Below are 21,807 nucleotides of genomic sequence, written 5' to 3'. Positions count from 1 at the left end.
GCCGGGGTGCGGTGGCGTGGTCTATTGTGTGCGCCCACTACGCTAGACGACGAACGCCGTCCACGGACGGGACGACTGTCGCGACCCGGGCAAGAGCCCCGGACCGCGACCGCCCGTCGACGACGTCCACCCGAGCCACGCACGGTTCCTGCACGACGGCGGCAGGAACCACCAGGACAGGAGCCATCCCTCGTGCCCGAGTCGAAGTCCCGCAAGAAGCCGGCGCGCCCGGCCCGCGAGCCCCGCCAGCCCAAGCCCGACACGGGGAACCCGCGCTGGCTCGTCCCGACCATGCTCACGCTGATGCTCGTGGGTCTCGCGTGGATCGTGCTGTTCTACCTCAGCGGCTCCGCGCAGCTGCCGATCCCCGCGCTCGGTGCCTGGAACCTCGGCGTCGGGTTCGCGTTCATCATCGCGGGGTTCGCGCTCACCACCCGCTGGAAGTAGCGACCAGCGGGCCGCGGGCCGCGGGCTGCGACGGAATGACACACACGTAGTTCGTTCCACACCTGTGAACAACCCTGTGGACAACCGTGTGAGGGTCAGCCGACCAGCCCTGCGGGGAGTGCGACGGACCGGTACGTCAGCCACGCCGTGAGGATCAGCGCGAGGGTGACGAACGCCGTCGCGCCCACCGAGACGAGCGTGCGCTGCGCCTTCGGCGCGTACGCGTACGCGAGCCCGAGCAGCACGCCGACGACCAGTCCGCCGAGGTGCGCCTGCCACGCGATCCCGGGGAAGAACAGCCCGATCGCGAAGTTGATGCCGATGAGGACGACGATCTGCATCGCGTTGCGCCCCGTGCGGCGCAGGACGAGCAGGATCGCGCCGAAGAGCCCGAAGACGGCCCCGGAGGCGCCGACGACGGCCGTGTACCAGGCCTGCTCGGCGGGTCCGCCGGCGAGCACGAGGTAGCCGACCGAGCCACCGAGGGCCGACAGCAGGTACAACGCCGTGAACCGCCAACGCCCCAGCATCTGCTCGAGGAACGGCCCGGTGATCCACAGGGCGTACATGTTGAACAGGATGTGGACGGGGCTGGTCGAGTGCAGGAAAGCCGCCGTGAGGAAGCGGTACGGGTCCTGCTCGCCCACGACCGGCGCGAACGCCAGCATCCGGGTCCACTCGCCACCGGTCACGAGCTGCAGGATCCAGCTGACCACGCACAGCCCGATGATCGTGAACGTCACGACCGGCGGACCGCCGCGCACCTTCCCGCCGAGCACCGTGCGCGGCTCCGGCGCGTTGCGCGACGCGTCGCGCACGCAGTCGACGCACTGGATCCCGACGGCCGCAGGCCGCTGGCACTCGGGGCACGTCGGCCGACCGCACCGTTGGCAGCGGACGTAGGAGACGCGGTCGGGGTGGCGCGGGCACACGGGCGGGACGGCGGGGCCGTCGTGCGGCCCGGCCGTCCCGTACGCGGGAGGCCCCGGGGGACCCGGGGGTACCGGTGGCTGCGAGATGGTCAGTCCTCGATGGTGACGGAGCTGATGACGATGTCCTCCTGCGGGCGGTCGCCGGGACGCGTCGGGGTGTTGTTGATCCCGTCGACGACGGCGCGCGACGCGTCGTCCGCGACGGTGCCGAAGATCGTGTGCTTGCCGTTGAGCCACGGCGTCGGGATGGTCGAGATGAAGAACTGCGACCCGTTGGTCCCCTCGACGTCGCCCGTGACAGGGTTGCGGCGGAGCCCCGCGTTGGCCATGGCCAGCAGGTACGGCTTGTCGAACTGGAGCTCGGGGTGGATCTCGTCGTTGAACGTGTAGCCCGGGCCACCGGTGCCGGTCCCGAGCGGGCAGCCGCCCTGGATCATGAAGTCGGAGATCACCCGGTGGAAGATCAGGCCGTCGTAGAACGGCTCCGTGCGCTCGGCGCCGGTGCGGGGGTCGGACCAGGACTTCGTGCCCTGGGCGAGCCCGACGAAGTTCGCCACCGTCTTCGGGGCGTGGTTCGGCAGGAGCTCGATCCGGATGTCACCAGCGGTCGTGTGAAGGGTTGCGAACATGCCCACCATCTTCCCACGAGACCCGCGCGGTACCCGTCGGACCCCGACGCCCGGGACATCTCGCGGGCGCGCCCCGCTGGTGGCAGAGTGGGCGGAATCGTGACCTTCCACCACTCGTCCACCCGGACGACGACACCCGAGGAGCGCGCATGACTCGTTCTCGCTCAGGGTCCAGCCCGATCAAGGAGACGATCGACTCGCTGGACACCGAGAAGATCAAGGACCAGGCGGCCGTCGCCGCCGCATCGGCGCAGAGCGCGGCGATCCAGCTCGCGGACCAGGCGAAGGACGCGGCGGTCCACGCGAAGGAGTGGAGCACCCCGAAGGTCGAGGCGTTCCTCGAATGGCTGCAGCCGCGCGTCGAGAAGGCGTGGCAGGACAGCATCCAGGCTGCCGCACCGCGCGTCGAGAAGGCCGCCGACAAGGCGTCGCCGGTCATCGACACCGCGCACGACAAGATCGTCGACGACGTGCTGCCGAGGATCGTCGCCAGCTTCAACGCCGCGGCGGCCAGTGCCTCCGAGGCCGCGCAGCGCGCCGCCGACGACGCCGCGGCCGCCACGGCTGCGGCGAGCGCCGCTGCGGCGGCAGCCAGCGGCAGGAAGGGGCGCAAGCTCGCGAAGCAGGCGAAGAAGGCCGCCGAGGAGGCCGCCAAGCAGGCGAAGAAGTCGTCGGGCAAGGCGGGCAAGAAGGCGGCGAAGGCTGCCGACAAGGCCGCCGACAAGGCGAGCAAGAAGCTGGCCGAGGTCGCTGACAAGGCGAGCAAGAAGGCCGCGGAGAGCGACGCGTCGGGCAGCAAGGGCAAGACGCTGTGGTGGATCGCCGGTGGCGTCACTGCCGCGGGCGTCGGCTACGTCCTCTACCGCCGCGCACAGCCCACCACAGACCCCTGGGCCGAGCCCTGGGAGCAGGAGGAGCAGCAGGTGCGGTTCGACGACGTCGTGGGCGACGCCCGCCACGCCGTGGGCGACGCCGCCGAGACGCTCGGGGAGGCGGCGGGCACCGCCGTCGCCAAGGGACGCGAGGCGACCGACAAGCTCTCCGAGCGTGCCGCCGAGGTACGCGACGACGTCAGCGACCGGGTGACCGGTGCCGTGGGCGACGCCAAGGAGGCCGCCAAGAAGGCGACCAGCCGCCCGCGCGGCGGCGCCGCGAAGAACGCCACCGGCACGGCGTCGGCCGTCCCGTCCGACACGACGGAGTCCACCGCCGGCGGCGACGCCGACAAGGCGGCGGAGCACGTCGAGCAGGCGGCGAAGAAGGCCCGCGAGGCCGCCGAGGCCAAGGGGCAGGACGCCGCGGACAAGGCCGACGACGTCTGACGTCCAGTTCCCCGGGGTGGCGGTGCACCCGCCGTCCCGGGGAGGAGGACGACGAAGGCCCCGCACCGTGAGGTGCGGGGCCTTCGTGCTGTTCAGAACGTGGAGCCAGGGGGACTCGAACCCCCAACCCCCTGCTTGCAAAGCAGGTGCGCTACCAATTGCGCCATGGCCCCGGGACGTCCGGCCGAGGACCGGAGGTGTCGAGCCGCGGACTCACTCGAACGTGTCGGTGACCTCTGCCCACAGATCGCGTTCGGCGTTGTCCTCCGAGTACTTGCGCCACAGGAGGTAGCCGGCGCCGGCGGCGAGCAGAAGGACCAGGAGCTTCTTCATCACGTTCCCCCTCGAGTGGGTTCGGCAGTGGGCCTAAGAGGACTTGAACCTCTGACCTCTTCCTTATCAGGGAAGCGCTCTAACCGTCTGAGCTATAGGCCCGTTCGCCGGCGACGACGCAGGCTCCGACACCAGGTCAGGAGCTGCTCCGCACGCAGGCAGCGCTTGAGATTACCCCACGGGGCGCCGGAGGCCCAAACCGAGGCCGGGCCGGGACGCCCCGTCGGAGCGCTCGAGCGTCAGTCGTCCGTCAACGTCAGGTGCACGCCACCGACGAGAGCAGCGACGATGTTGTACAGGAACGCCATGATCGTCGACAGGGCCGTGATGATCACCACGTTCACGACGCCGAGCAGGGTCGCGACAGAGATGACGCGTCCGAACTCGACGAACTGCAGCATGTCGACGTTGCTCTCCTCGCCCGCGATCTGCGTGACGAAGTCCTGCACCTTCTGGAAGACCATCATCCCGTCGAGGACGTACCAGACGACCGCGGTCGCCACGACGGTCATGATGCCGATCGCGACCGCGAGCAGGAACCCGAGCTTCATGGCCGACCACGGGTCGACGCGGGAGACCGACAGCCGCACGCGACGGGGCCCGTCGTGCCGGACCGTCGGGGTCGCGCCCGTCGCGGGCGACGCCGCAGGGGTCGCCCCGGTGACCGGGCTCGCGGTGCCGGTGACCCCGGCTGCGGAGTAGTGCATCGACGAGGAGCCCGTGGGGGAGCCGTTCGTCGCCGTGGCCGGCGCGGCGGCACCCACCGACGCGGCAGCAGACGTCGTGGTCACGCGCTTCACCGTCCGATCGTCGATCTCGTCGTCGTGCGCGGTCTCCGGGGGAGCGGCCGGCACGGACGCGGACACCTTCTTTGCCGCGGACTTCGCCGCGGCGATCGCCGCGGCGGCGGCCTTCACGGCACCGGCCCGGGCCACCGCGACGCGGCTCTCGCCGGACGCGACCTCCATGCCCTCCGACGGACCGTCGTTCCGCGGGGAGCCGTTGCCCGCGGTGCCGGAGGTCCCGTTGCCCGAGGTGCCGTTGCTCTCCGCAGGGGCGGGCGGGGGCGGAGGCGGAGGCGGGGTGCTCGCGTCAGGGCGTGCCACGGTCAGCCTCGGCGTGATCGCCGGCGGTGCGTTGTTCTCGGTGCTCATCTGGCTTCCTCGGTGGTTCCGTGCGCCGTGTCGGTCCCACCGGCCTCCTCGGCCGTGGCGCTCTGGTCGGTCTCCGGGGCGGAGTCGTTCGACGTGCTCTCCTCGCCCACGGTATCCCGATCCTCCCCGAGACGACGCTCGACGTTCCGGGCGACGGCGATGATGCGGTCCCCCTTGTCCGGCTTCGCGAACGTCACTCCCTGGGTGTTGCGCCCGGTGAGGTTGACCTCGTCGACTGCCGACCGGACGATCTTCCCCCGCTCCATGATGACGAGGACCTCGTCGTCGGACTCCGTGACCAGTGCTCCCACAAGATCTCCACGAGCCTCGACGAGGTTGGCGACCTTGATGCCCAGACCGCCGCGTCCCTGGACGCGGTACTCGTCGAGCCGGGTGCGCTTGGCGAAGCCCCCCTCGGTCACGACGAACAGGTCTGCGCCCTCCTCGACGACGTCCGCCGAGAGCAGCTCGTCCTCCTCGCGGAACTTCATGCCCGTGACGCCCGACGTCGCGCGACCCATCGGTCGGAGCGCGTCGTCGTCCGCGGTGAAGCGGATCGACTGGCCCTTGCGCGAGACGAGGATGAGGTCGTCCGTCGAGTCCACGAGACGCGCCGAGACGAGCTCGTCCGGAGCGCCCGACTCGTCCTCGCGCAGGTTGATCGCGATGAGACCGCCCGAACGGGGCGAGTCGTACTCGGTGAGCCGGGTCTTCTTCACGAGGCCGCGACGCGTGGCGAGCACGAGGTACTCCGCCGCGGCGTAGTCGCGCAGGTCGAGCACCTGGGCGATCTTCTCTCCCGGCTGGAACGCGAGGAGGTTTGCGACGTGCTGCCCCTTGGCGTCACGGCCGCCCTCGGGCAGCTCGTACGCCTTCGCCCGGTAGACACGGCCGAGGTTCGTGAAGAACAGCAGCCAGTGGTGCGTCGTCGTGACGAAGAAGTGGTCGACGATGTCGTCCTCGCGCAGCTGCGTCCCCCGGACGCCCTTGCCACCACGGCGCTGCGACCGGTAGTTGTCGCTGCGGGTCCGCTTGGCGTACCCGCCGCGCGTGATCGTGACGACCATCTCCTCCTCGGCGATGAGGTCCTCGATCGAGACCTCGCCGTCGAACGGCAGGATCGTCGTCCTGCGCTCGTCACCGTACCGGTCCACGATCTCGCGCAGCTCGTCGCCGACGATCTGTCGCTGGCGCTCCGGCGACGCGAGGATCGCCTCGTACTCCAGGATCTCGCGCTGGAGCTTGTCGTGCTGGTCGATGATCTCCTGGCGCTGCAGCGCGGCGAGCCGGCGCAGCTGCATGTTGAGGATCGCCGTCGCCTGGATCTCGTCCACGTCGAGGAGCGCCATGAGGCCCTCGCGGGCCTGGTCCGCGTCGGGCGAGCGACGGATGAGCGCGATGACCTCGTCGAGCGCGTCGAGCGCCTTGAGGTACCCGCGGTAGATGTGGATCTGCTTCTCGGCCTCGCGCAGCATGTACTGCGTGCGCCGCACGACCACGTCGAGCTGGTGCGCCGTCCAGTGCCGGATGAACGCGTCGAGGCTCAGCGTGCGCGGCACGCCGTCGACCAGCGCCAGCATGTTCGCGCCGAACGTGTCCTGGAGCTGCGTGTGCTTGTACAGGTTGTTGAGGACGACCTTGGCGACGGCGTCGCGCTTGAGCACGACGACGAGGCGCTGCCCGGTGCGGCCCGACGTCTCGTCGCGGATGTCCGCGATGCCCTGCACGCGGCCCTCCTTGACGAGGTCCGCGATCTTCGCGGCGAGGTTGTCGGGGTTGACCTGGTACGGCAGCTCCGTGACGACCAGGCAGATCCGCCCCTGGATCTCCTCCACGTTGACGACCGCGCGCATCGTCACGGAGCCGCGCCCCGTGCGGTACGCCTCCTCGATGCCCTTGTGCCCGAGGATCGTGGCGCCCGTGGGGAAGTCCGGGCCCTTGATCCGCAGCAGGAGCGCCGCGAGGAGCTCCTCGCGGCTCGCCTCGGGGTGGTCGAGGTGCCACTGCACGCCCTCGGCGACCTCGCGCAGGTTGTGCGGCGGGATGTTCGTCGCCATGCCGACGGCGATGCCCGCCGACCCGTTGACCAGCAGGTTCGGGAACCGGGCCGGCAGGACCGCCGGCTCCTGCGTGCGGCCGTCGTAGTTGTCCTGGAAGTCGACCGTGTCCTTGTCGATGTCCCGGACCATCTCCATGGCCAGCGGCGCCATCCGGCACTCGGTGTACCGCGGGGCGGCAGCCGGGTCGTTGCCCGGCGAGCCGAAGTTCCCCTGGCCCGCGACGAGCGGGTACCGCAGCGACCAGTCCTGGACGAGACGTACGAGCGCGTCGTAGATCGCGGTGTCGCCGTGCGGGTGGAACTTGCCCATCACGTCGCCGACGACGCGCGAGCACTTCGAGAACGACCGGTCCGGCCGGTAGCCGCCGTCGTACATCGCGTACAGCACGCGCCGGTGCACGGGCTTGAGCCCGTCACGCACGTCGGGCAGCGCACGCCCGACGATGACGCTCATCGCGTAGTCGAGGTACGACCGCTGCATCTCGAGCTGCAGGTCCACCTGCTCGATGCGCCCGTGGTGCACCGCGACGGCCGTCCCGTCGGAGTGCACGATCGCCTCGGCCCCGTCGCCGGGGACCGTGGGCTCGATCTCGGGGTTCTGCTCGTCGGTCACGATCTACCTCGTTCGTCGTCTTCTCGTCGTGCTGCTGTCGCCGTGCGCCGTGTCATGGCCGCCACCGCGCGGGGTGCGCCGCCCGCGCGATCGTGCCGGACCGGGGCCGGAGGGGCGGCCCGGCACACACCCGCACCCTCGACCAGCGGCTCAGATGTCAAGGAAACGCACGTCCTTGGCGTTGCGCTGGATGAAGTTGCGTCGCGACTCGACGTCCTCGCCCATCAGGACGGAGAAGATCTCGTCCGCGGCGGCGGCGTCGTCCAGCGTCACCTGGTTGAGCGTCCGGTGCTCCGGGTCCATCGTGGTGTCCCACAGCTCGGAGTAGTCCATCTCGCCGAGGCCCTTGTAACGCTGGATCCCGTTCTCCTTGGGGATCCGCTTGCCCGCGGCCTGCCCCTGCGTGAGGAACGCGTCGCGCTCCCGGTCCGAGTACACGTAGTCGTGCGGCGCGTTGGACCACTTGAGCCGGTACAGCGGCGGCTGCGCGAGGTACACGTGGCCGTTCTCGATGAGGGGCCGCATGTAGCGGAACAGCAGCGTGAGCAGGAGCGTCGCGATGTGCTGGCCGTCGACGTCGGCGTCGGCCATGAGCACGATCTTGTGGTACCGCAGCTTGGTGAGGTCGAAGTCCTCACCGATCCCGGTGCCGAACGCCGTGATGATCGACTGGACCTCCTGGTTGGACAGGGCCCGGTCGAGGCGCGCGCGCTCGACGTTGAGGATCTTGCCTCGGATCGGGAGGATCGCCTGCTTGTCGGGGTTGCGCCCGCGCACGGCGGAGCCGCCCGCCGAGTCGCCCTCCACGATGAAGATCTCGCACTCCTCGGCGCGGTTCGACTGGCAGTCGCGCAGCTTGCCCGGCATGCCGCCGGACTCGAGGAGCCCCTTGCGGCGCGTGGCCTCGCGCGCCTTGCGGGCGGCGAGGCGCGCCTGCGACGCCTGGATCGCCTTGCGGATGACGTCGCGGCCCTCGGTCGGGTGCGAGTCGAACCAGTCGACCAGCCGCTCGTTGACCACGCGCTGGACGAACGTCTTCGCCTCGGTGTTGCCGAGCTTCGTCTTGGTCTGGCCCTCGAACTGCGGCTCGCCGAGCTTCACGGAGACGACGGCGGTCAGCCCCTCGCGGATGTCGTCTCCCGTGAGGTTGTCGTCCTTCTCCTTGAGGATGCCCTTGTCCCGCGCGTAGCGGTTGACGAGGGACGTCATGGCCGCGCGGAAGCCCTCCTCGTGCGTGCCGCCCTCGGTCGTCGAGATGGTGTTCGCGTAGGTGTGCACGGACTCCGAGTACGACCCGGTCCACTGCATCGCGATCTCGACCGAGATGCGCCGCTCGGTGTCCTCGGACTCGAAGTCGATGACGTCGGGGTGGACGAGCTCGACCTTCTTCGCAGAGTTGAGGTGCTTCACATAGTCCACGAGGCCGCCGTCGTACTTGTACGACACGGTCCGGGCCTTCGGTGCAGGAGCCTCGCTCGAGCCCTCTGCCGCGTCCTCGGAGTCCGCACCCGTGACCTCGTCGCCCGTGTCGAGATGCGCGGGACGCTCGTCGGTCAGGTTGATGCGCAGTCCCTTGTTGAGGAAGGCCATCTGCTGGAACCGGGCGCGCAGCGTCTCGAAGTCGAACTCGGTGGTCTCGAAGATCTCCGGGTCGGCCCAGAAGGTCTGCGTGGTGCCCGTGGCGGTCGTGGGCTCGCCGCGCTCGAGGCCGGTGAGCGGCTTGCCACCGTCGCCGAACTCCTGGCGCCACGAGTAGCCGTCACGCCGCACCTCGGTCACGACGTGGCGGGAGAGCGCGTTGACCACCGAGATGCCGACGCCGTGCAGACCACCGGACACCGCATAGCCGCCGCCGCCGAACTTCCCGCCGGCGTGGAGGATCGTCATGACGACCTCGACCGTCGGCTTCCCCTCCGTCGGGTGGATGGCGACAGGGATCCCTCGACCGTTGTCGACGACTCGTACACCTCCGTCTGCCAGAAGTGTCACGTCGATGGTGTCCGCGTGCCCCGCGAGGGCTTCGTCCACAGAGTTGTCCACAACCTCGTACACCAGGTGGTGGAGCCCTCGTTCACCCGTCGAGCCGATGTACATCCCCGGACGCTTGCGGACCGCCTCGAGACCTTCGAGGACGGTGATGTTGCTCGCGTCGTAGCCACCGCCTGCGGGAGGTGCTCCGTCGGCGGGTGCCGCGGACACGGGCTGGGCGGTGTCGGTGTGATCTGCCACGGGCAGTACTGCTCCTCGTCGTCGCGCGCGACGACGGCTGCCGCGGCGGGCGCGGGCGCGGATCCGGCCAGGATCCGGCCGAATCCCGCTGCAGGACGGTCGTCGACGGCTCATAGGTTCCGGGCCCCCGACCGGCCGTCGACGCCGCTGTCCCTTGCACGAACGCGGTACCGGCGGTGGCCGGCGGCGACCTCGGCAGAGGGCTGCGTGGACGGTCGGTGAGACGACCCGGAATGACCCTCCCAGTCTACCCGGAAGGAGCCGAAAACCGCGGATCTTCGGCCTCCTGGGGACAGCTCGTGCGCAGGTTCGCGGCCGTCTCCGCATCCTGCGTGCGGACTTTCTCCACATCGTTGTCCACAGGCTTGCCCACAGGAGTCTGTGCACTGTCGCAGCGGCTCTCCGGCGGACCTCCGAGCGTGCCGTGCGGAGGAGGATCCGATCCCTCCCCGCTGCCCGTTTCGCGATCGCTCATGAGGTATCTGGGGGAATCGGCTTTTTGCGCGGAAGGTGGTTGACTACCACACACGATCCTCTTGTGCACGTCGACCGCGGCGAAGCGGTCGGCCCCACCCCGAAGGGACACCTCCCCCAGTGAAGAGATTCCTCGCGGGCGCCATGACCACGGCGCTCGCCCTCGGCGGGCTGCTCGTCGCCACCGCCGCCCCCGCCTCGGCCCACACCCCCGTCGTGGTGGCCGAGTGCGACTCGCTCGACATCGACCTGAGCTACTACGCGAAGAGTGGCAACAGGGTCACCGTCGTCGTCGACGGGAAGACGCTCGCCGATGACCAGTTCGGCCGCAGCTACGAGAAGTCGTTCCCGCTCGACGGATCGACCGGCCACGCGTGGACCGTCTCCGTCGACGCCTCCGACGAGGACCGGTTCGACTGGTCCGACAAGGGCTCGACGACGGCCTGCCCGCCGGCCGAAGGCGACGAGGGCGAGGAGGTCCAGGTGGGCATCTATCTGTACCCGAAGCTCGACGCGACGAAGAACGCCGCCTGGGAGAACTCCGGCAAGCAGGAGCTCCTCGCGACCAAGACGCTCGTCCTGCCCGAGGACGAGCTCAAGAACGACCAGCACTGGTACACGGAGCTCCCCGAGACCGACCTGCTCGAGGACGTCGACCTGTGCCGCGGCTGGGGCATCCAGCAGGACCTCCTGCGCGGCGGGCCGGACGACTACACGATGCCTCCGACCATCACATACCCCGACGGGACGTCGATGGACGGTCGCCTCGTCGACTGGACGCACCAGGAGCTCTCCGAGCTCGGGATCACGCTGCCGTCGGCCGAGGAGTGCGCGACACCTCCCGCACCGCCCGTCGATGAGGTCGACGAGCCGGAGACCGTCGTCCCCGTGGCACCCGCAGAGGTCACGGTGTGCGGCGCGCACTCGAAGGACCTCGTCGCCCCCGAGAACACCGAGGACGTGACGTACCTCGTCACGGAGGCCGGGGTCCTCGCGACCCCGACCGAGGGTCGGGTCTTCGGCGACGACCTCGCCGGATACACCGTCACGGACGAGGGTGTGCTCTACCCGGCCGAGGAGCTCCTGCCCACGGAGGAGGAGTGCGCCCTGATCCCCGGTGCGATCGAGGCCGTCTGCGAGTCCGACGTCCCGTACCTGGGCTACGCGGTCGCGCTGCCCGAGGGCGTCGAGGCCGACGGTGACACCCCGCTGACGATCACGTTCCTGCACCCCCGCGGCGGTGAGAACTACGTCGTGGAGAACCAGCCGCTGTCCGGCAGCATCCTGTGGCCGGGCGCGTCCGCGACCGAGCCCAAGCAGTGGCCCGGGTACGTCCGCAACGAGGACGGCTCGTACACGCAGACCGAGGGCAACTTCGCGTGGACGCGTGAGGGCGTCCAGGTGAAGTTCGAGGTCAACCCGTCGTACCAGACCATCGTCGAGTACCCGCCGGCGTCGAGCGAGTGCGCGAACCCGCCGGTGGCCCCGGTCGCCGCCGAGGACGCCACGCTCGTGAGCGACGACGACCAGCTCGCCTCGACGGGTGCGACGGTCGCGGGCGCCGCCACGTTCGCGGTCCTGCTCGTCGCGGGCGGCGCGCTCGTGTTCTGGCTCCGCCGTCGCGTGCTGGCCTGATCTCCGGCCCACGCCCAGGCCGAGACCGGTCGAACCCCGGAGGCCCGTCGCGACAGTCGTCGCGGCGGGCCTCCGCCGTTCCCTGCGCTCAGCCCCAGGTGTCGCGCGGCCCGGGCCCGCGGACGGCGCGCTTCCCGCGCCGAAAGCTCGGTCCGGCCGGGCCCAGCACCGTCACGCTCTCGACGACGCCCTCGCCGACCTCCTGCGCCAGCCGCTCGAGCAGTCGGGGGACGAGGAGCCGCACCTGGGTGGCCCAGGCCGTCGAGTCGGCGCGCACCACCAGGACCTTGTCCTCGAACGTCTCGGGCTCGCAGTGGTCGGCGACCTGGTCGCCGACCACCTGCCGCCAGCGGCCGATCACGCCGCCGACGGACACGTCCGCGACCCAGTCACGCTCTCGCAGCAGGTGCGCCAGGACGTCCGACAGCAGCTGGGGGTCCCGCCCGCTCGGGCGCGCTCCTGACGTCGGCGAGTCCGCCAGGATCCGACGACGCGGCTCCTGACCGGGCCGCAGGCCCTTGGCTCGTGCGGCCGCCTTCGCCCGGTTGAGCGCCTGACGCGCGACCTCCGCGGGCGGCGTCAGATCGACGACGTGACCGACGGGTACCCCGGTCGCCCGTGGCTCGCGGTCGTCGTCGTGCCGATCGCGGCCGGTGGGTTCGGTGTCGCCCTGCGACGGCCGGGTCTCGTCCTCAGGCGTCGACACGGGTCACCGTCCCGTCCTGGACGGCGAAGCGCGCGCCGTCGAGCACCGCCGGGACGTCCTCGGCCACGGCCGCGGTGATGATGACCTGCCCCGCCCCCGCGACGAGCTCGGCGAGGCGGTCGCGGCGTCGCGCGTCGAGCTCGGCGAACACGTCGTCGAGCACGAGGACGGGCTCGCCGTCGGGCCCCCACTGGTCCGCCCACAGGAGCGAGTCGAGCCCGGCCGGGGCACCGTCCTTGAGCAGGCGGTAGGACGCGAGACGCAGCGCGAGAGCGAACGACCACGACTCCCCGTGGCTCGCATACCCCTTGGCGGGCAGCCCTCCGAGGGTCAGGACGAGGTCGTCGCGGTGCGGACCCACGAGGTTCACCCCTCGCTCGATCTCCTTCGCCCGCACCTCGCGCATGGCGTCCAGCATGCGCTTCTCCAGCGTCGGCACGTCCGGGATGCCCGACGCCGGACCGTCGCCTCCCGGAGCCGGCTCACCTCCCGGGGGTGGTGCGGCCGCGTCGTCGTGGTCTGCCGAACCCGCGGCAGGGGCGTCCGTCGGTGCCCGCGTGCCGTCGGACGCCGGCACCGCGTCGCCGAGCGCCTCGTCGACCGACGAGCGGTAGGCGACGAGCGCCTCGCCCTGTCCGGCGCTCACCTGCTCGTACGCGTGCGCGACGTACGGCGTGAGCGCGGCGACGAGCTGGAGCCGCAGCGCGGTGATCTCGGCACCGAGGCTCGCGAGACGCGTGTCCCACACGTCCAGGGTGGCGAGGGCTGCCTCCGTGCCACCTGCCGGCGAGACCTCCGCACCGTCGTCGGGCACGGGAGGCTCCGGCGCGCGAGGCGCGCGGCCTCGACCGCGCCCTCTGAGAGCGGACGCGGACTTCAGCAGCGCGCCGCGCTGGCGCAGGACCCGGTCGTAGTCGGCGAGGAGCGCCGACACGCGAGGCACGAGGAGGACGGCGAGCTGGTCGAGGAAACGGCGCCGACCGTCGGGGTCGCCCTTGACGAGCGCGAGGTCCTCCGGCGCGAAGAGGACCGTGCGGACGACACCTAGGACGTCGCGGGGGCGGGCGGCAGGGGAGCGGTTGATGCGCGCCCGGTTGGCCTTGCCGGGGTTGAGCTCGATCTCGACGGTGCTCGCGCGGTCGCCGCGCACCACACGGGTGCGCACGACCGCGCGCGGCGCGCCCGCTCGCACGAGGGCGACGTCGCCCGCGACCCGGTGGCTCGAGAGCGTCGCCACGTACCCGATGGCCTCCACGAGGTTGGTCTTGCCCTGCCCGTTGGGCCCGACCAGGGCGTTCACGCCCGGCTCGAGCTCGACGTCGACCGTCTCGTAGGAGCGGAAGTCGACGAGGGACAGGTGGGAGACGTACATGTGCTTCTCGGGTGGTGCTCGTCGGGGTCCGGCCGGGCGTCGCGAGACCGCGCGGTCAGGCGGGCGGCTCGAGCGGGCCCGCACCGGGGGACGCCGGGCCGGCCGCCTTGACGGCGTGGCCGCCGAACTGCTGACGCAGGGCCGCCACCGCCTTGAGCGCGGGGGACTGGTCCTGGCGCGACGCGAACCGGGCGAAGAGCGCGGACGAGATGACCGGCAGCGGGACCGCGTTGTCGATCGCCTCGTCGACGGTCCATCGGCCCTCGCCCGAGTCGTCGACCCAGTCGTCGATCGCGGTGAGCTGCGGGTCCTCCTCGAGCGCCTTGACGAAGAGGTCGAGCAGCCAGGAGCGGACGACCGTGCCGCGCGTCCACGCCTTCATCGTGCCGTGCACGTCGGTGACGAGGTCCTTCGCGGCGAGGAGCTCGTAGCCCTCCGCGTAGGCCTGCATGAGGCCGTACTCGATGCCGTTGTGGACCATCTTCGCGAAGTGGCCCGCACCGACACCGCCGGAGTGGACGAAGCCCTCCTCGCGCGGGCCGTCCGGGCGCAGGGCGTCGAACACCGGCATCACGGTCTCGACGAGCTCCTTCTCGCCGCCGACCATGAGGCCGTAGCCGTTCTCCAGGCCCCACACGCCGCCGGACACACCGACGTCGAGATAGCCGACGCCCTTCTCGGCCAGCTCTGCGGCCCTCGCCTGGTCCTCCTGGTAGTACGAGTTCCCGCCCTCGATGACGATGTCGCCCTCGCCGAGGAGCTCGCCCAGCTCCGTGACGACGCCGCGGGTCGGGTCGCCCGCGGGGACCATCACCCAGACGATGCGCGGACCGTCGGTCGGCAGGGCTGCGACCAGGTCGTGCAGCGACGCGACGTCCGAGACCTCGGGCCGCGGGTCGTAGCCGGTGACCTCGATGCCCGCGGCGCGGACACGCTCACGCATGTTGTTGCCCATCTTGCCCAGGCCGACGAGTCCGATGCGGGTGACCATGCGAGTCCTCCGGGTGCGTGTGGTGCGCTGTCGGGCGGTTGCCTCAGCCGGCGAAGCGGATGGGGACGAGCAGGTAGCGGTAGGCGGACGAGTCCTCGCCGTCCAAGGACTCCTGGCCCGTGAACTCCACCGGCTTGTTCGGGTGCGTGAAGCTCAGACGGACGAAGTCCGTGCCGAGGGCGCCCAGTCCGTCGAGCAGGAACTGCGGGTTGAACGCCACCGAGATCTCCTCGCCGACGAGCACGGCCTCGAGCGCCTCGGAGGCCTGCGCGTCGTCGCCCTGGCCGGCGTCGAGGACCACCTGACCGTCCGTGAACGACAGGCGGATCGGGGTGTTGCGCTCGGCGACCAGCGAGACGCGCTTGGCCGCGTCGATGAGCGGGGCTGTGGGGACGACGGCGTGGATCGGCGTCTCGTCCGGGAAGAGGCGGCGCACGGCCGGGTAGTCACCGTCGACGAGCTGCGAGGTCGTGTGCCGACCGCCCGCCTCGAAGCCGATGAGGTCGACGCCGGCGCCCGTGTTCAGACCGACGTTCACGAGGCCCGAGCCGCCGAGGGACTTCGCGACGTCGTTGAGCGTGCGCGCGCGCACCAGCGCGACCGCCGAGTAGCTCGGGGTGACCGGCGTCCAGGTGAGCTCGCGCAGCGCCAGGCGGTAGCGGTCGGTCGCGAGCAGCGTGATGCGCTCGCCCTCGATCTCCACGCGGACGCCCGTGAGCAGGGGCAGCGTGTCGTCGCGGCTCGCGGCGACGGTGACCTGGGCCACCGCGTGCGTGAGCTCGTCACCGGAGACGGTGCCGGTCAGCTCGGGCATCGCGGGGAGGGCGGGGTACTCCTCGACCGGCATCGTCAGGAGCGTGAACCGGCTCGCACCGCACGTCACGATGACCTTCGTGCCCTCGAGGACGACGTCGACGGGCTTCGCCGGGAGCGCACGGGAGATCTCGGCCAGCAGGCGCCCCGAGACGAGGACCGTGCCCGGCTCGCTCACCTCGGCGGGGATCTCCGAGCGCGCGGACACCTCGTAGTCGAAGCTCGAGAGACCGATCGTGCCCGAGGCGTCCGCCTCGAGACGGACGCCGGCGAGGACCGGAGCCGGGGGACGGGTCGGCAGGGTTCGCGCCGTCCAGGTCACCGCGTCGGCCAGGACATCACGCTCAACCCGGAACTTCATCCCACACCCTCTCGTCCCCACGTCCAGATCGGACTGATCTTCACACGTGCCGGACGTCCCTGCTCGCCCGTGCCTCGGCGGGCCGCCCTGTGCGTCAGGACCGGGCTGCCCGCGCGCCGCTCGACGGCGGTGTGCGCGGTGCTCCGGATGGTGCGGTCGGCGTGTCGGCGGGGTGGGGAAGGACGTCCTGTCCAGCATGAACAGTACGCGAGGACGACGTTCGGGAGGAACCGGGAGCGCGTGGATGTGGAAGCAGCTGTGGATCGTGGGGGGCAGCAGTCTGGGCAGGCGATGACACGGTCCGGCACGTCGGCCGCCCCAGCCTGATGAAGGCGCTCGATATTTCTCCCTGATAGATCGTTCGTCATCGTCATAGGGGTTGTGCAAACAGTGGAGAACGTGTCTTTCCGCAGGTCAGGGCGTGTTTTTGGGTGTGGACCGAGCCGTGGGCAGAGTGTGGGAAAGTCGCACGCCCTGTGGGCGGCCGGGTTTTCCCCACACGCTGTCCACCGACGACAGGTGGTCCGTCCACACCTTGAGGCCGGTCGTCCACAGTTATCCACAGCGAGATGCACAACTGTGCACACCTGCCCGAGAGCGAGCGTCTGCCGGGGCGCGGTCGTCCACACCGTGGTGTGGGAAAGCTGGCCTGTCCTGCCCCGCTCGGGTGGGTACGGCACGGTTGTGGTCCACGGTGACCGTTCTGGTTCGAACGATGCGGTTGCCCACAGGTCTCCTGTGGACGGGTGTGGATATCTCTGCCCACACCGTGTGCACAACGACCCGATTCGGTGGGATTCGACCAGATTCGCGGGCGGCGCCGGGCGGACGGGGACGCTGTGGCGGCGGCCGGAGGCGCGCAGGAAAGGTGGCCCGTCGGGTGTGTGTGCGCCCCGGCCAGAGGCCATGTCGTGCGTCACGTCGGTCACGGGGAGGCGTGCGCTGGGGCCAGAGCGGGCCAGAGCGGGCCTGAGCGGGCCTGCGTCGCGCGTGCGGGGCGCAGGAGGTCGCGACGAGCGGACGCCGCGGCGGGGTGCACTCGGCCGACGACGGGGGCACTGACGCACGCAGCGCACGGCGATGGTGGTGTCGGTGCGCGACACCCGCTGACAGGTCGGTGGCGTACGTGCGGACGATCAGCCGCGGTGCTGCTGCTTGATCCGGCTCGTGAGTTCCGTGACCTGGTTGTAGGTCGAGCGCCGCTCCGCCATCTGCTCGGTGATCTTGCGGTTCGCGTGCATGACCGTCGTGTGGTCGCGGCCGCCGAACTGCTGGCCGATCTTGGGCAGGGAGAGGTCCGTGAGCTCCCGGCACAGGTACATGGCGATCTGTCGGGCCGTCACGAGGACCCGGGAGCGGGAGCTGCCGCAGAGGTCCTCGATCGTCAGGCCGAAATAGGCAGCGGTCTGGGCGATGATCGCGGCCGGGGTGATCTCGGCGGAGTCCTCGTCCGTGATGAGGTCCTTGAGGACGATCTCCGCCAGCGGCAGGTCGACCTGCTGACGGTTGAGGTTCGCGAACGCGGTGACGCGGATCAGCGCGCCTTCGAGCTCGCGGATGTTCGTCGAGATGCGCGAACCGATGTACGACAGCACGTCGTCGGGCGCGTTGAGCCGCTCGCTGCTCGCCTTCTTGCGCAGGATGGCGATGCGCGTCTCGAGGTCCGGCGGCTGGACGTCGGTGATGAGCCCCCACTCGAACCGGGACCGCAGGCGGTCCTCGAACCCGTTGAGCTGCTTGGGCGGCAGGTCGGACGTGATGACGACCTGCTTGTTCGCGTTGTGGAGGGCGTTGAACGTGTGGAAGAACTCCTCCATCGTCTGTTCCTTGCCCTGCAGGAACTGGATGTCGTCGATGAGGAGGACGTCGACGTCCCGGTAGCGGCGCTGGAACGCTCCCGCCTTGCCCTCACCGATCGAGTTGATGAAGTCGTTGGTGAACTCCTCGGAGTTCACGTACCGCACGCGGACGTTGGGGTACAGGTTGTGGGCGTAGTGCCCGATCGCGTGCAGGAGGTGCGTCTTGCCCAGACCCGAGTCGCCATAGATGAAGAGAGGGTTGTACGCCTTGGCGGGCGCCTCGGCCACCGCGACGGCTGCGGCGTGCGCGAACCGGTTGGACGAGCCGATGACGAACGTCTCGAAGACGTACTTCGGGTTGAGCCGGCTCGGCTCCGCCTGTGGACGAGGCGGCGGTGGTGGCGGCAGGTCGGGGAGGTCGTCGTCAGGATCGACGTACGGGCGCTCGACGGCAGGCCGTGAGGCGGGCGCCAGGACGGGTTCGGAGCTCAGCTCCGGGTCGACGGTGATGCCGAAGCGGACGTCCCGACCGAGACAGGACGACATCGCGGTGACCAGCTCGTCGCGCACCCTCGTCTCGAGGTAGGTGCGGGTCTGCTCGTGCGGCACGGCGATGAACACGGTGTCGTCGAGGATCGCGAGCGGCTTCGCGAGCCGGATGAACGCGATCTGCCGGGGGGTGATGTCCGGACTCGCCTCGAGGATGCTCAGGGTCTGCGCCCAGACGTCGGCGATGCTGTCGGCCGGGTTCGCCACGGGCGGTGTCCTCACGAGGTCGAGGGTGTGCGTCGACGAGCGATGGCCGCGCGTCACGATGGCGCGAGTGGCGAGGGTCGACGAGTGTCTGGTGGGATGGTGCTGAGGACGATCGTGCCACGTCATGGGCTCATCCACATAGTTGTCCACAGGCTGTGGGTTACGTAGCGTGACAACGCGCCGAGGTCAAGGTCCGGTGCTCGACGTCGCCCGAAGACGTCCCGACGACGCGGGCCACAGGCCCGACGAGGCACGATCCGGCGGTGGCTTCCCGACGCCGCCGGCCGCCGCGGCCTGGTTTGACCTGAGCGGGTCGGACAGCGTAGCGTCATACAGCCGTTCCAGGTGCTCTTTGCGCGCCCGCGTGAGCAACTCCGGTCGAGCTGCGATCGAGTCGTGTCGCGGAGGACCAGCGCACCGCACACGGTCCACGTGTTGCTCGCACCAGGACGGCCGACGAGAGGGAAACCGCTCGTCAGCCCCACCCGAACACCGACAGGGTCCACCGGAGCCTGTCACTGCATCGTCGAGGACATAGACGGTGTACCTCCCCGACGTTCTTGGAGTACCTCGTGAGCAAGCGGACCTTCCAGCCGAACACCCGACGCCGGGCGAAGACCCACGGTTTCCGGCTGCGGATGCGGACCCGTGCCGGCCGCGCCATCCTGGCTGCCCGCCGTCGCAAGGGCCGCACCGAGCTCTCTGCCTGATCGCGTGCTCCCCGCGGCGCACCGACTGCGCCGTTCCGTAGATTTCGAACGGGCGGTGCGCCGCGGCGTGCGTGCTGGCAGGTCGACCGTGGTCGTGCATCTCTCCGAGGGCTCTCGGGGCGACGACGCGCCACAGGTCGGCTTTGTCGTATCCAAGGCGGTGGGGAACGCTGTGCATCGCAACCTTGTCAAGCGCCGCCTGCGTGCCGTCGTCGCGACGCATCTCGCAGAGCTCCCGGCGCGCAGCCGGACGGTCGTCCGAGCGCTCCCGGCCTCCGGGTCGGCGACCTTCGAGCAGCTCGACCGGGACGTCGCCCGCGGTCTCGACCGGGCCGTCTCCCGGTGGCGCGAGCACGAGAGCGCCCGGCCGTGATCACGACTCCGACTCGGGACGCTCAGGTGACCGGCTCCGTCGGCGACGGTCCCGACTCCCCGACCCCCGAGGTGGACGAACCTCGCCGGGGGGCGAAGGTCGTCGAGCTCCTGCGCCGTGTTCCTGCACTGGCCCTGATCGGGATGATCCGGGCGTACCAGTCCGTGATCTCGCCCATGACCGGGCCCACCTGCAAGTACTACCCGTCCTGCTCCCAGTACGCCCTGACCGCCGTCCAGCGGCATGGTGCGCTGCGCGGCACGGGCCTCGCTCTCTGGAGGTTGCTCCGCTGCAACCCCTGGAGCCTTGGCGGGGTCGACGACGTGCCGCCGGCACGAGACGCGCACACGCACCAGTCCTGAGCCCCGCAGAGGGCGATTCACGAGCTTTGTCAGAAGGTTAGGGAGCAGTCACCGATGGACTTCTTCGCGTTCCTCGCCCCCATCGAGTGGGTCGTGGCGTGGATCATGTACCTGTGCCACCAGGGCCTCGTCTTCCTGGGGTTCTCCGACGGTCCGGGCCCTGCGTGGGTCCTGTCGATCGTCGGACTCGTCGTCATCATCCGCATCCTGCTCATCCCGCTCTTCTTCAAGCAGATCAAGGCGTCGCGCGGCATGCAGATGCTGCAGCCGGAGATGCAGGCGATCCAGAAGAAGTACAAGGGCAAGTCGGACCCGGCGTCCCGTGAGGCCATGAGCCGCGAGACGATGGAGCTGTACCGCAAGCACGGGACGAACCCCTTCGCGTCCTGCATGCCGATCCTGCTGCAGTCGCCGATCTTCTTCGCGCTCTTCCGGGTGCTGAACGGTCTCGTGCCGATCTCCGACGGCTCGGACGACCCGATCGGGCCGATCAACGCCGCGGTGGCGAGCGACATCGAGAGCTCGTCGGTGTTCGGTGCGAACCTCTCCGACGTCTTCCTGCGGACCGACGACCTGCAGGCGAAGATCGTCATCGCCGTCCTCATCCTCGCGATGTGTGCCACGACGTTCTTCACCCAGCGTCAGCTCACCATGAAGAACATGCCGAAGGCCGCTCTCGAGGGTCCGATGGCGTCGACGCAGAAGATGATGCTCTACGTCTTCCCCTTCATCTTCGCCGTCTCCGGTGTCAACTTCCCGGTCGGTGTCCTCGTCTACTGGACCACCACCAACCTGTGGTCCATGGGCCAGCAGTTCTACACGATCCGACGCATGCCGGCGCCCGGCTCCGAGGCGGAGCGTCTCCTCAAGGAGCGTCAGGCCCGCAAGAAGGCCGCCAAGGGCATCGTCGAGGACGCGGCACCGGTCATCGAGCAGCCTCGTGGGCAGCGGCAGCAGCCGAAGCGCAAGGACCGGCAGAAGCCCCGACCGCAGGTGTCTGGACCGTCCGCCGCGACGAACGGACAGAAGAGCCCGATCGAGGACGCTCCTGTCGTCGACGACGGTCCGAGTGAACCCCCGGCCTCAGGGCCGGCGAAGAAGCCCAAGAAGAAGCAGTAGACCCCGCGCCGTCGCGCGACGCTGCCGCACCGAGGAGCATTCGTATGCCATCAACCGATATCCCCGTGCCCGACGACACCACCGCCGAGGAGACGACGTCGCGTCAGCCGACCCGTCTCGAGGAGGAGGGTGAGATCGCGGCTGACTACCTGGAAGAGCTGCTCGATATCGCCGATCTCGGCGGGGACATCGACATCGACGTGGAGCACGACCGTGCGGCGGTCGAGATCGTCGCGGACGACGACTCCGAGCTCGGTGTCCTCGTCGGCGAGGACGGCGAGGTGCTCGAGGCGCTTCAGGAGCTCACACGGCTCGCCGTTCAGGCCCGGACGGGAGAGCGGAGCCGTCTGATGCTGGACGTCGCCGGCTTCCGTGCGCAGCGTCGTCGTGAGCTGACCGTGCTGGCAGAGGACGCGATCGCTCGGGTCCGCGATGCGGGCACCTCGGTGACGATGGAACCGCTCAACGCCTTCGAGCGGAAGGTCGTGCACGACGCCGTCGCGGCAGCCGGTCTCCGCAGCGACTCCGAGGGTACGGAGCCCCAGCGATACGTCGTCATCCATCCCGCCCAGTAGTCCGATTCCCGGGCGCCCCCTGTTTCCCGTGAAACAGGGGGCG

19 protein-coding genes and 2 tRNA genes are annotated in these 21,807 nt (G+C 70.2%); 8 read left to right on the top strand and 13 right to left on the bottom strand.

All coding sequences use genetic code 11. The features are described 5' to 3' along the window. The first annotated feature begins 192 nt into the window (after positions 1-192). Complete coding sequence (locus V5D56_RS04080; protein WP_435737785.1) at positions 193-447, top strand: cell division protein CrgA; 255 nt, start codon at positions 193-195, stop codon at positions 445-447. A gap of 95 nt (positions 448-542) precedes the next feature. Here V5D56_RS04080 and V5D56_RS04075 read toward each other — a convergent pair whose 3' ends face one another. Together V5D56_RS04075 and V5D56_RS04070 are read right to left on the bottom strand one after the other, a co-directional pair. After that, complete coding sequence (locus tag V5D56_RS04075) at positions 543-1,265, bottom strand: rhomboid family intramembrane serine protease (RefSeq protein WP_435737784.1); 723 nt, start codon at positions 1,263-1,265, stop codon at positions 543-545. Positions 1,266-1,468: 203 nt separating this feature from the next. Further along, positions 1,469-2,008, bottom strand: a complete 540-nt coding sequence (locus V5D56_RS04070; RefSeq protein WP_435737783.1) for a peptidylprolyl isomerase — start codon at positions 2,006-2,008, stop codon at positions 1,469-1,471. A gap of 149 nt (positions 2,009-2,157) precedes the next feature. Between V5D56_RS04070 and V5D56_RS04065 the strand changes: the two genes are divergently transcribed. After that, on the top strand, positions 2,158-3,330 hold the full coding sequence (locus V5D56_RS04065) for a hypothetical protein (protein ID WP_435737782.1): 1,173 nt from the start codon (positions 2,158-2,160) through the stop codon (positions 3,328-3,330). A 100-nt stretch (positions 3,331-3,430) separates the two neighbouring features. Here V5D56_RS04065 and V5D56_RS04060 read toward each other — a convergent pair. From V5D56_RS04060 to gyrB, 6 genes are all read right to left on the bottom strand, one after another. Then, a tRNA-Ala gene (locus V5D56_RS04060) sits at positions 3,431-3,503 on the bottom strand. Between the two features lie 40 nt (positions 3,504-3,543). Continuing rightward, on the bottom strand, positions 3,544-3,663 hold the full coding sequence (locus V5D56_RS04055; RefSeq protein WP_251152963.1) for a DLW-39 family protein: 120 nt from the start codon (positions 3,661-3,663) through the stop codon (positions 3,544-3,546). A gap of 28 nt (positions 3,664-3,691) precedes the next feature. Continuing rightward, positions 3,692-3,765, bottom strand: a tRNA-Ile gene (locus V5D56_RS04050). 137 nt (positions 3,766-3,902) lie between these two features. After that, positions 3,903-4,817 (bottom strand): DUF3566 domain-containing protein, encoded by a 915-nt coding sequence (locus V5D56_RS04045; protein ID WP_435737781.1) that lies wholly within the window; start codon positions 4,815-4,817, stop codon positions 3,903-3,905. After that, a complete protein-coding gene (gene gyrA, locus V5D56_RS04040) occupies positions 4,814-7,429 on the bottom strand; it encodes a DNA gyrase subunit A (protein ID WP_435738948.1) in 2,616 nt (871 codons plus the stop codon). The genes V5D56_RS04045 and gyrA overlap by 4 nt, the downstream gene beginning before the upstream one ends. A 210-nt stretch (positions 7,430-7,639) precedes the next feature. After that, complete coding sequence (gene gyrB / locus V5D56_RS04035; RefSeq protein WP_435738947.1) at positions 7,640-9,688, bottom strand: DNA topoisomerase (ATP-hydrolyzing) subunit B; 2,049 nt, start codon at positions 9,686-9,688, stop codon at positions 7,640-7,642. 624 nt (positions 9,689-10,312) lie between these two features. On the opposite strand from gyrB, the gene V5D56_RS04030 reads away from it, so the two are divergent. Continuing rightward, the gene (locus tag V5D56_RS04030) at positions 10,313-11,827 is read left to right on the top strand and encodes a hypothetical protein (RefSeq protein WP_435737780.1); all 1,515 of its coding nucleotides are present in this window, start codon (positions 10,313-10,315) and stop codon (positions 11,825-11,827) included. Positions 11,828-11,915: 88 nt separating this feature from the next. Here V5D56_RS04030 and V5D56_RS04025 read toward each other — a convergent pair whose 3' ends face one another. From V5D56_RS04025 to dnaA, 5 genes are all read right to left on the bottom strand, one after another. Continuing rightward, entirely contained in the window at positions 11,916-12,533 is a 618-nt protein-coding gene (locus V5D56_RS04025) for a DUF721 domain-containing protein (RefSeq protein ID WP_435737779.1), read from the bottom strand. Beyond that, positions 12,520-13,905 (bottom strand): DNA replication/repair protein RecF, encoded by a 1,386-nt coding sequence (locus V5D56_RS04020; RefSeq protein ID WP_435737778.1) that lies wholly within the window; start codon positions 13,903-13,905, stop codon positions 12,520-12,522. The genes V5D56_RS04025 and V5D56_RS04020 overlap by 14 nt, the downstream gene beginning before the upstream one ends. Positions 13,906-13,960: 55 nt before the next feature. After that, positions 13,961-14,896, bottom strand: coding sequence for a phosphogluconate dehydrogenase (NAD(+)-dependent, decarboxylating) (gene gnd, locus V5D56_RS04015; protein ID WP_435737777.1), 936 nt, complete (start codon positions 14,894-14,896; stop codon positions 13,961-13,963). Between the two features lie 43 nt (positions 14,897-14,939). After that, complete coding sequence (gene dnaN / locus V5D56_RS04010; RefSeq protein ID WP_251152957.1) at positions 14,940-16,070, bottom strand: DNA polymerase III subunit beta; 1,131 nt, start codon at positions 16,068-16,070, stop codon at positions 14,940-14,942. Between the two features lie 1,136 nt (positions 16,071-17,206). Next, the gene (dnaA, locus tag V5D56_RS04005; protein ID WP_435737776.1) at positions 17,207-18,640 is read right to left on the bottom strand and encodes a chromosomal replication initiator protein DnaA; all 1,434 of its coding nucleotides are present in this window, start codon (positions 18,638-18,640) and stop codon (positions 17,207-17,209) included. Between the two features lie 557 nt (positions 18,641-19,197). Here dnaA and rpmH point away from each other — a divergent pair. From rpmH to V5D56_RS03980, 5 genes are all read left to right on the top strand, one after another. Then, complete coding sequence (gene rpmH / locus V5D56_RS04000) at positions 19,198-19,335, top strand: 50S ribosomal protein L34 (protein ID WP_012880118.1); 138 nt, start codon at positions 19,198-19,200, stop codon at positions 19,333-19,335. Beyond that, a complete protein-coding gene (gene rnpA, locus V5D56_RS03995) occupies positions 19,274-19,708 on the top strand; it encodes a ribonuclease P protein component (RefSeq protein ID WP_435737775.1) in 435 nt (144 codons plus the stop codon). The genes rpmH and rnpA overlap by 62 nt, the downstream gene beginning before the upstream one ends. Before the next feature lie 71 nt (positions 19,709-19,779). Next, complete coding sequence (gene yidD / locus V5D56_RS03990) at positions 19,780-20,070, top strand: membrane protein insertion efficiency factor YidD (protein WP_435738946.1); 291 nt, start codon at positions 19,780-19,782, stop codon at positions 20,068-20,070. Positions 20,071-20,124: 54 nt separating this feature from the next. Next, on the top strand, positions 20,125-21,189 hold the full coding sequence (gene yidC, locus V5D56_RS03985) for a membrane protein insertase YidC (protein WP_435737774.1): 1,065 nt from the start codon (positions 20,125-20,127) through the stop codon (positions 21,187-21,189). A gap of 44 nt (positions 21,190-21,233) precedes the next feature. Beyond that, a complete protein-coding gene (locus V5D56_RS03980; protein WP_435737773.1) occupies positions 21,234-21,764 on the top strand; it encodes a protein jag in 531 nt (176 codons plus the stop codon). Positions 21,765-21,807: the final 43 nt, after the last annotated feature.

Source organism: Cellulosimicrobium sp. PMB13, assembly GCF_051294865.1.
Taxonomy (GTDB): Bacteria; Actinomycetota; Actinomycetes; order Actinomycetales; family Cellulomonadaceae; genus Cellulosimicrobium.
Note: the sequence above shows the minus strand (reverse complement) of the source record. Positions and strands in the feature narration are given on the sequence as shown.

Bases quoted from the DNA above. Each gene is read 5' to 3' on its own strand.
- V5D56_RS04045 (WP_435737781.1), bottom strand. From the start codon at position 4,817: ATGAGCACCGAGAACAACGCACCGCCGGCGATCACGCCGAGGCTGACC.
- V5D56_RS04065 (WP_435737782.1), top strand. From the start codon at position 2,158: ATGACTCGTTCTCGCTCAGGGTCCAGCCCGATCAAGGAGACGATCGAC.
- yidC (WP_435737774.1), top strand. From the start codon at position 20,125: ATGGACTTCTTCGCGTTCCTCGCCCCCATCGAGTGGGTCGTGGCGTGG.
- V5D56_RS04020 (WP_435737778.1), bottom strand. From the start codon at position 13,905: ATGTACGTCTCCCACCTGTCCCTCGTCGACTTCCGCTCCTACGAGACG.
- V5D56_RS04055 (WP_251152963.1), bottom strand. From the start codon at position 3,663: ATGAAGAAGCTCCTGGTCCTTCTGCTCGCCGCCGGCGCCGGCTACCTC.
- gnd (WP_435737777.1), bottom strand. From the start codon at position 14,896: ATGGTCACCCGCATCGGACTCGTCGGCCTGGGCAAGATGGGCAACAAC.
- V5D56_RS03980 (WP_435737773.1), top strand. From the start codon at position 21,234: ATGCCATCAACCGATATCCCCGTGCCCGACGACACCACCGCCGAGGAG.
- V5D56_RS04070 (WP_435737783.1), bottom strand. From the start codon at position 2,008: ATGTTCGCAACCCTTCACACGACCGCTGGTGACATCCGGATCGAGCTC.
- dnaN (WP_251152957.1), bottom strand. From the start codon at position 16,070: ATGAAGTTCCGGGTTGAGCGTGATGTCCTGGCCGACGCGGTGACCTGG.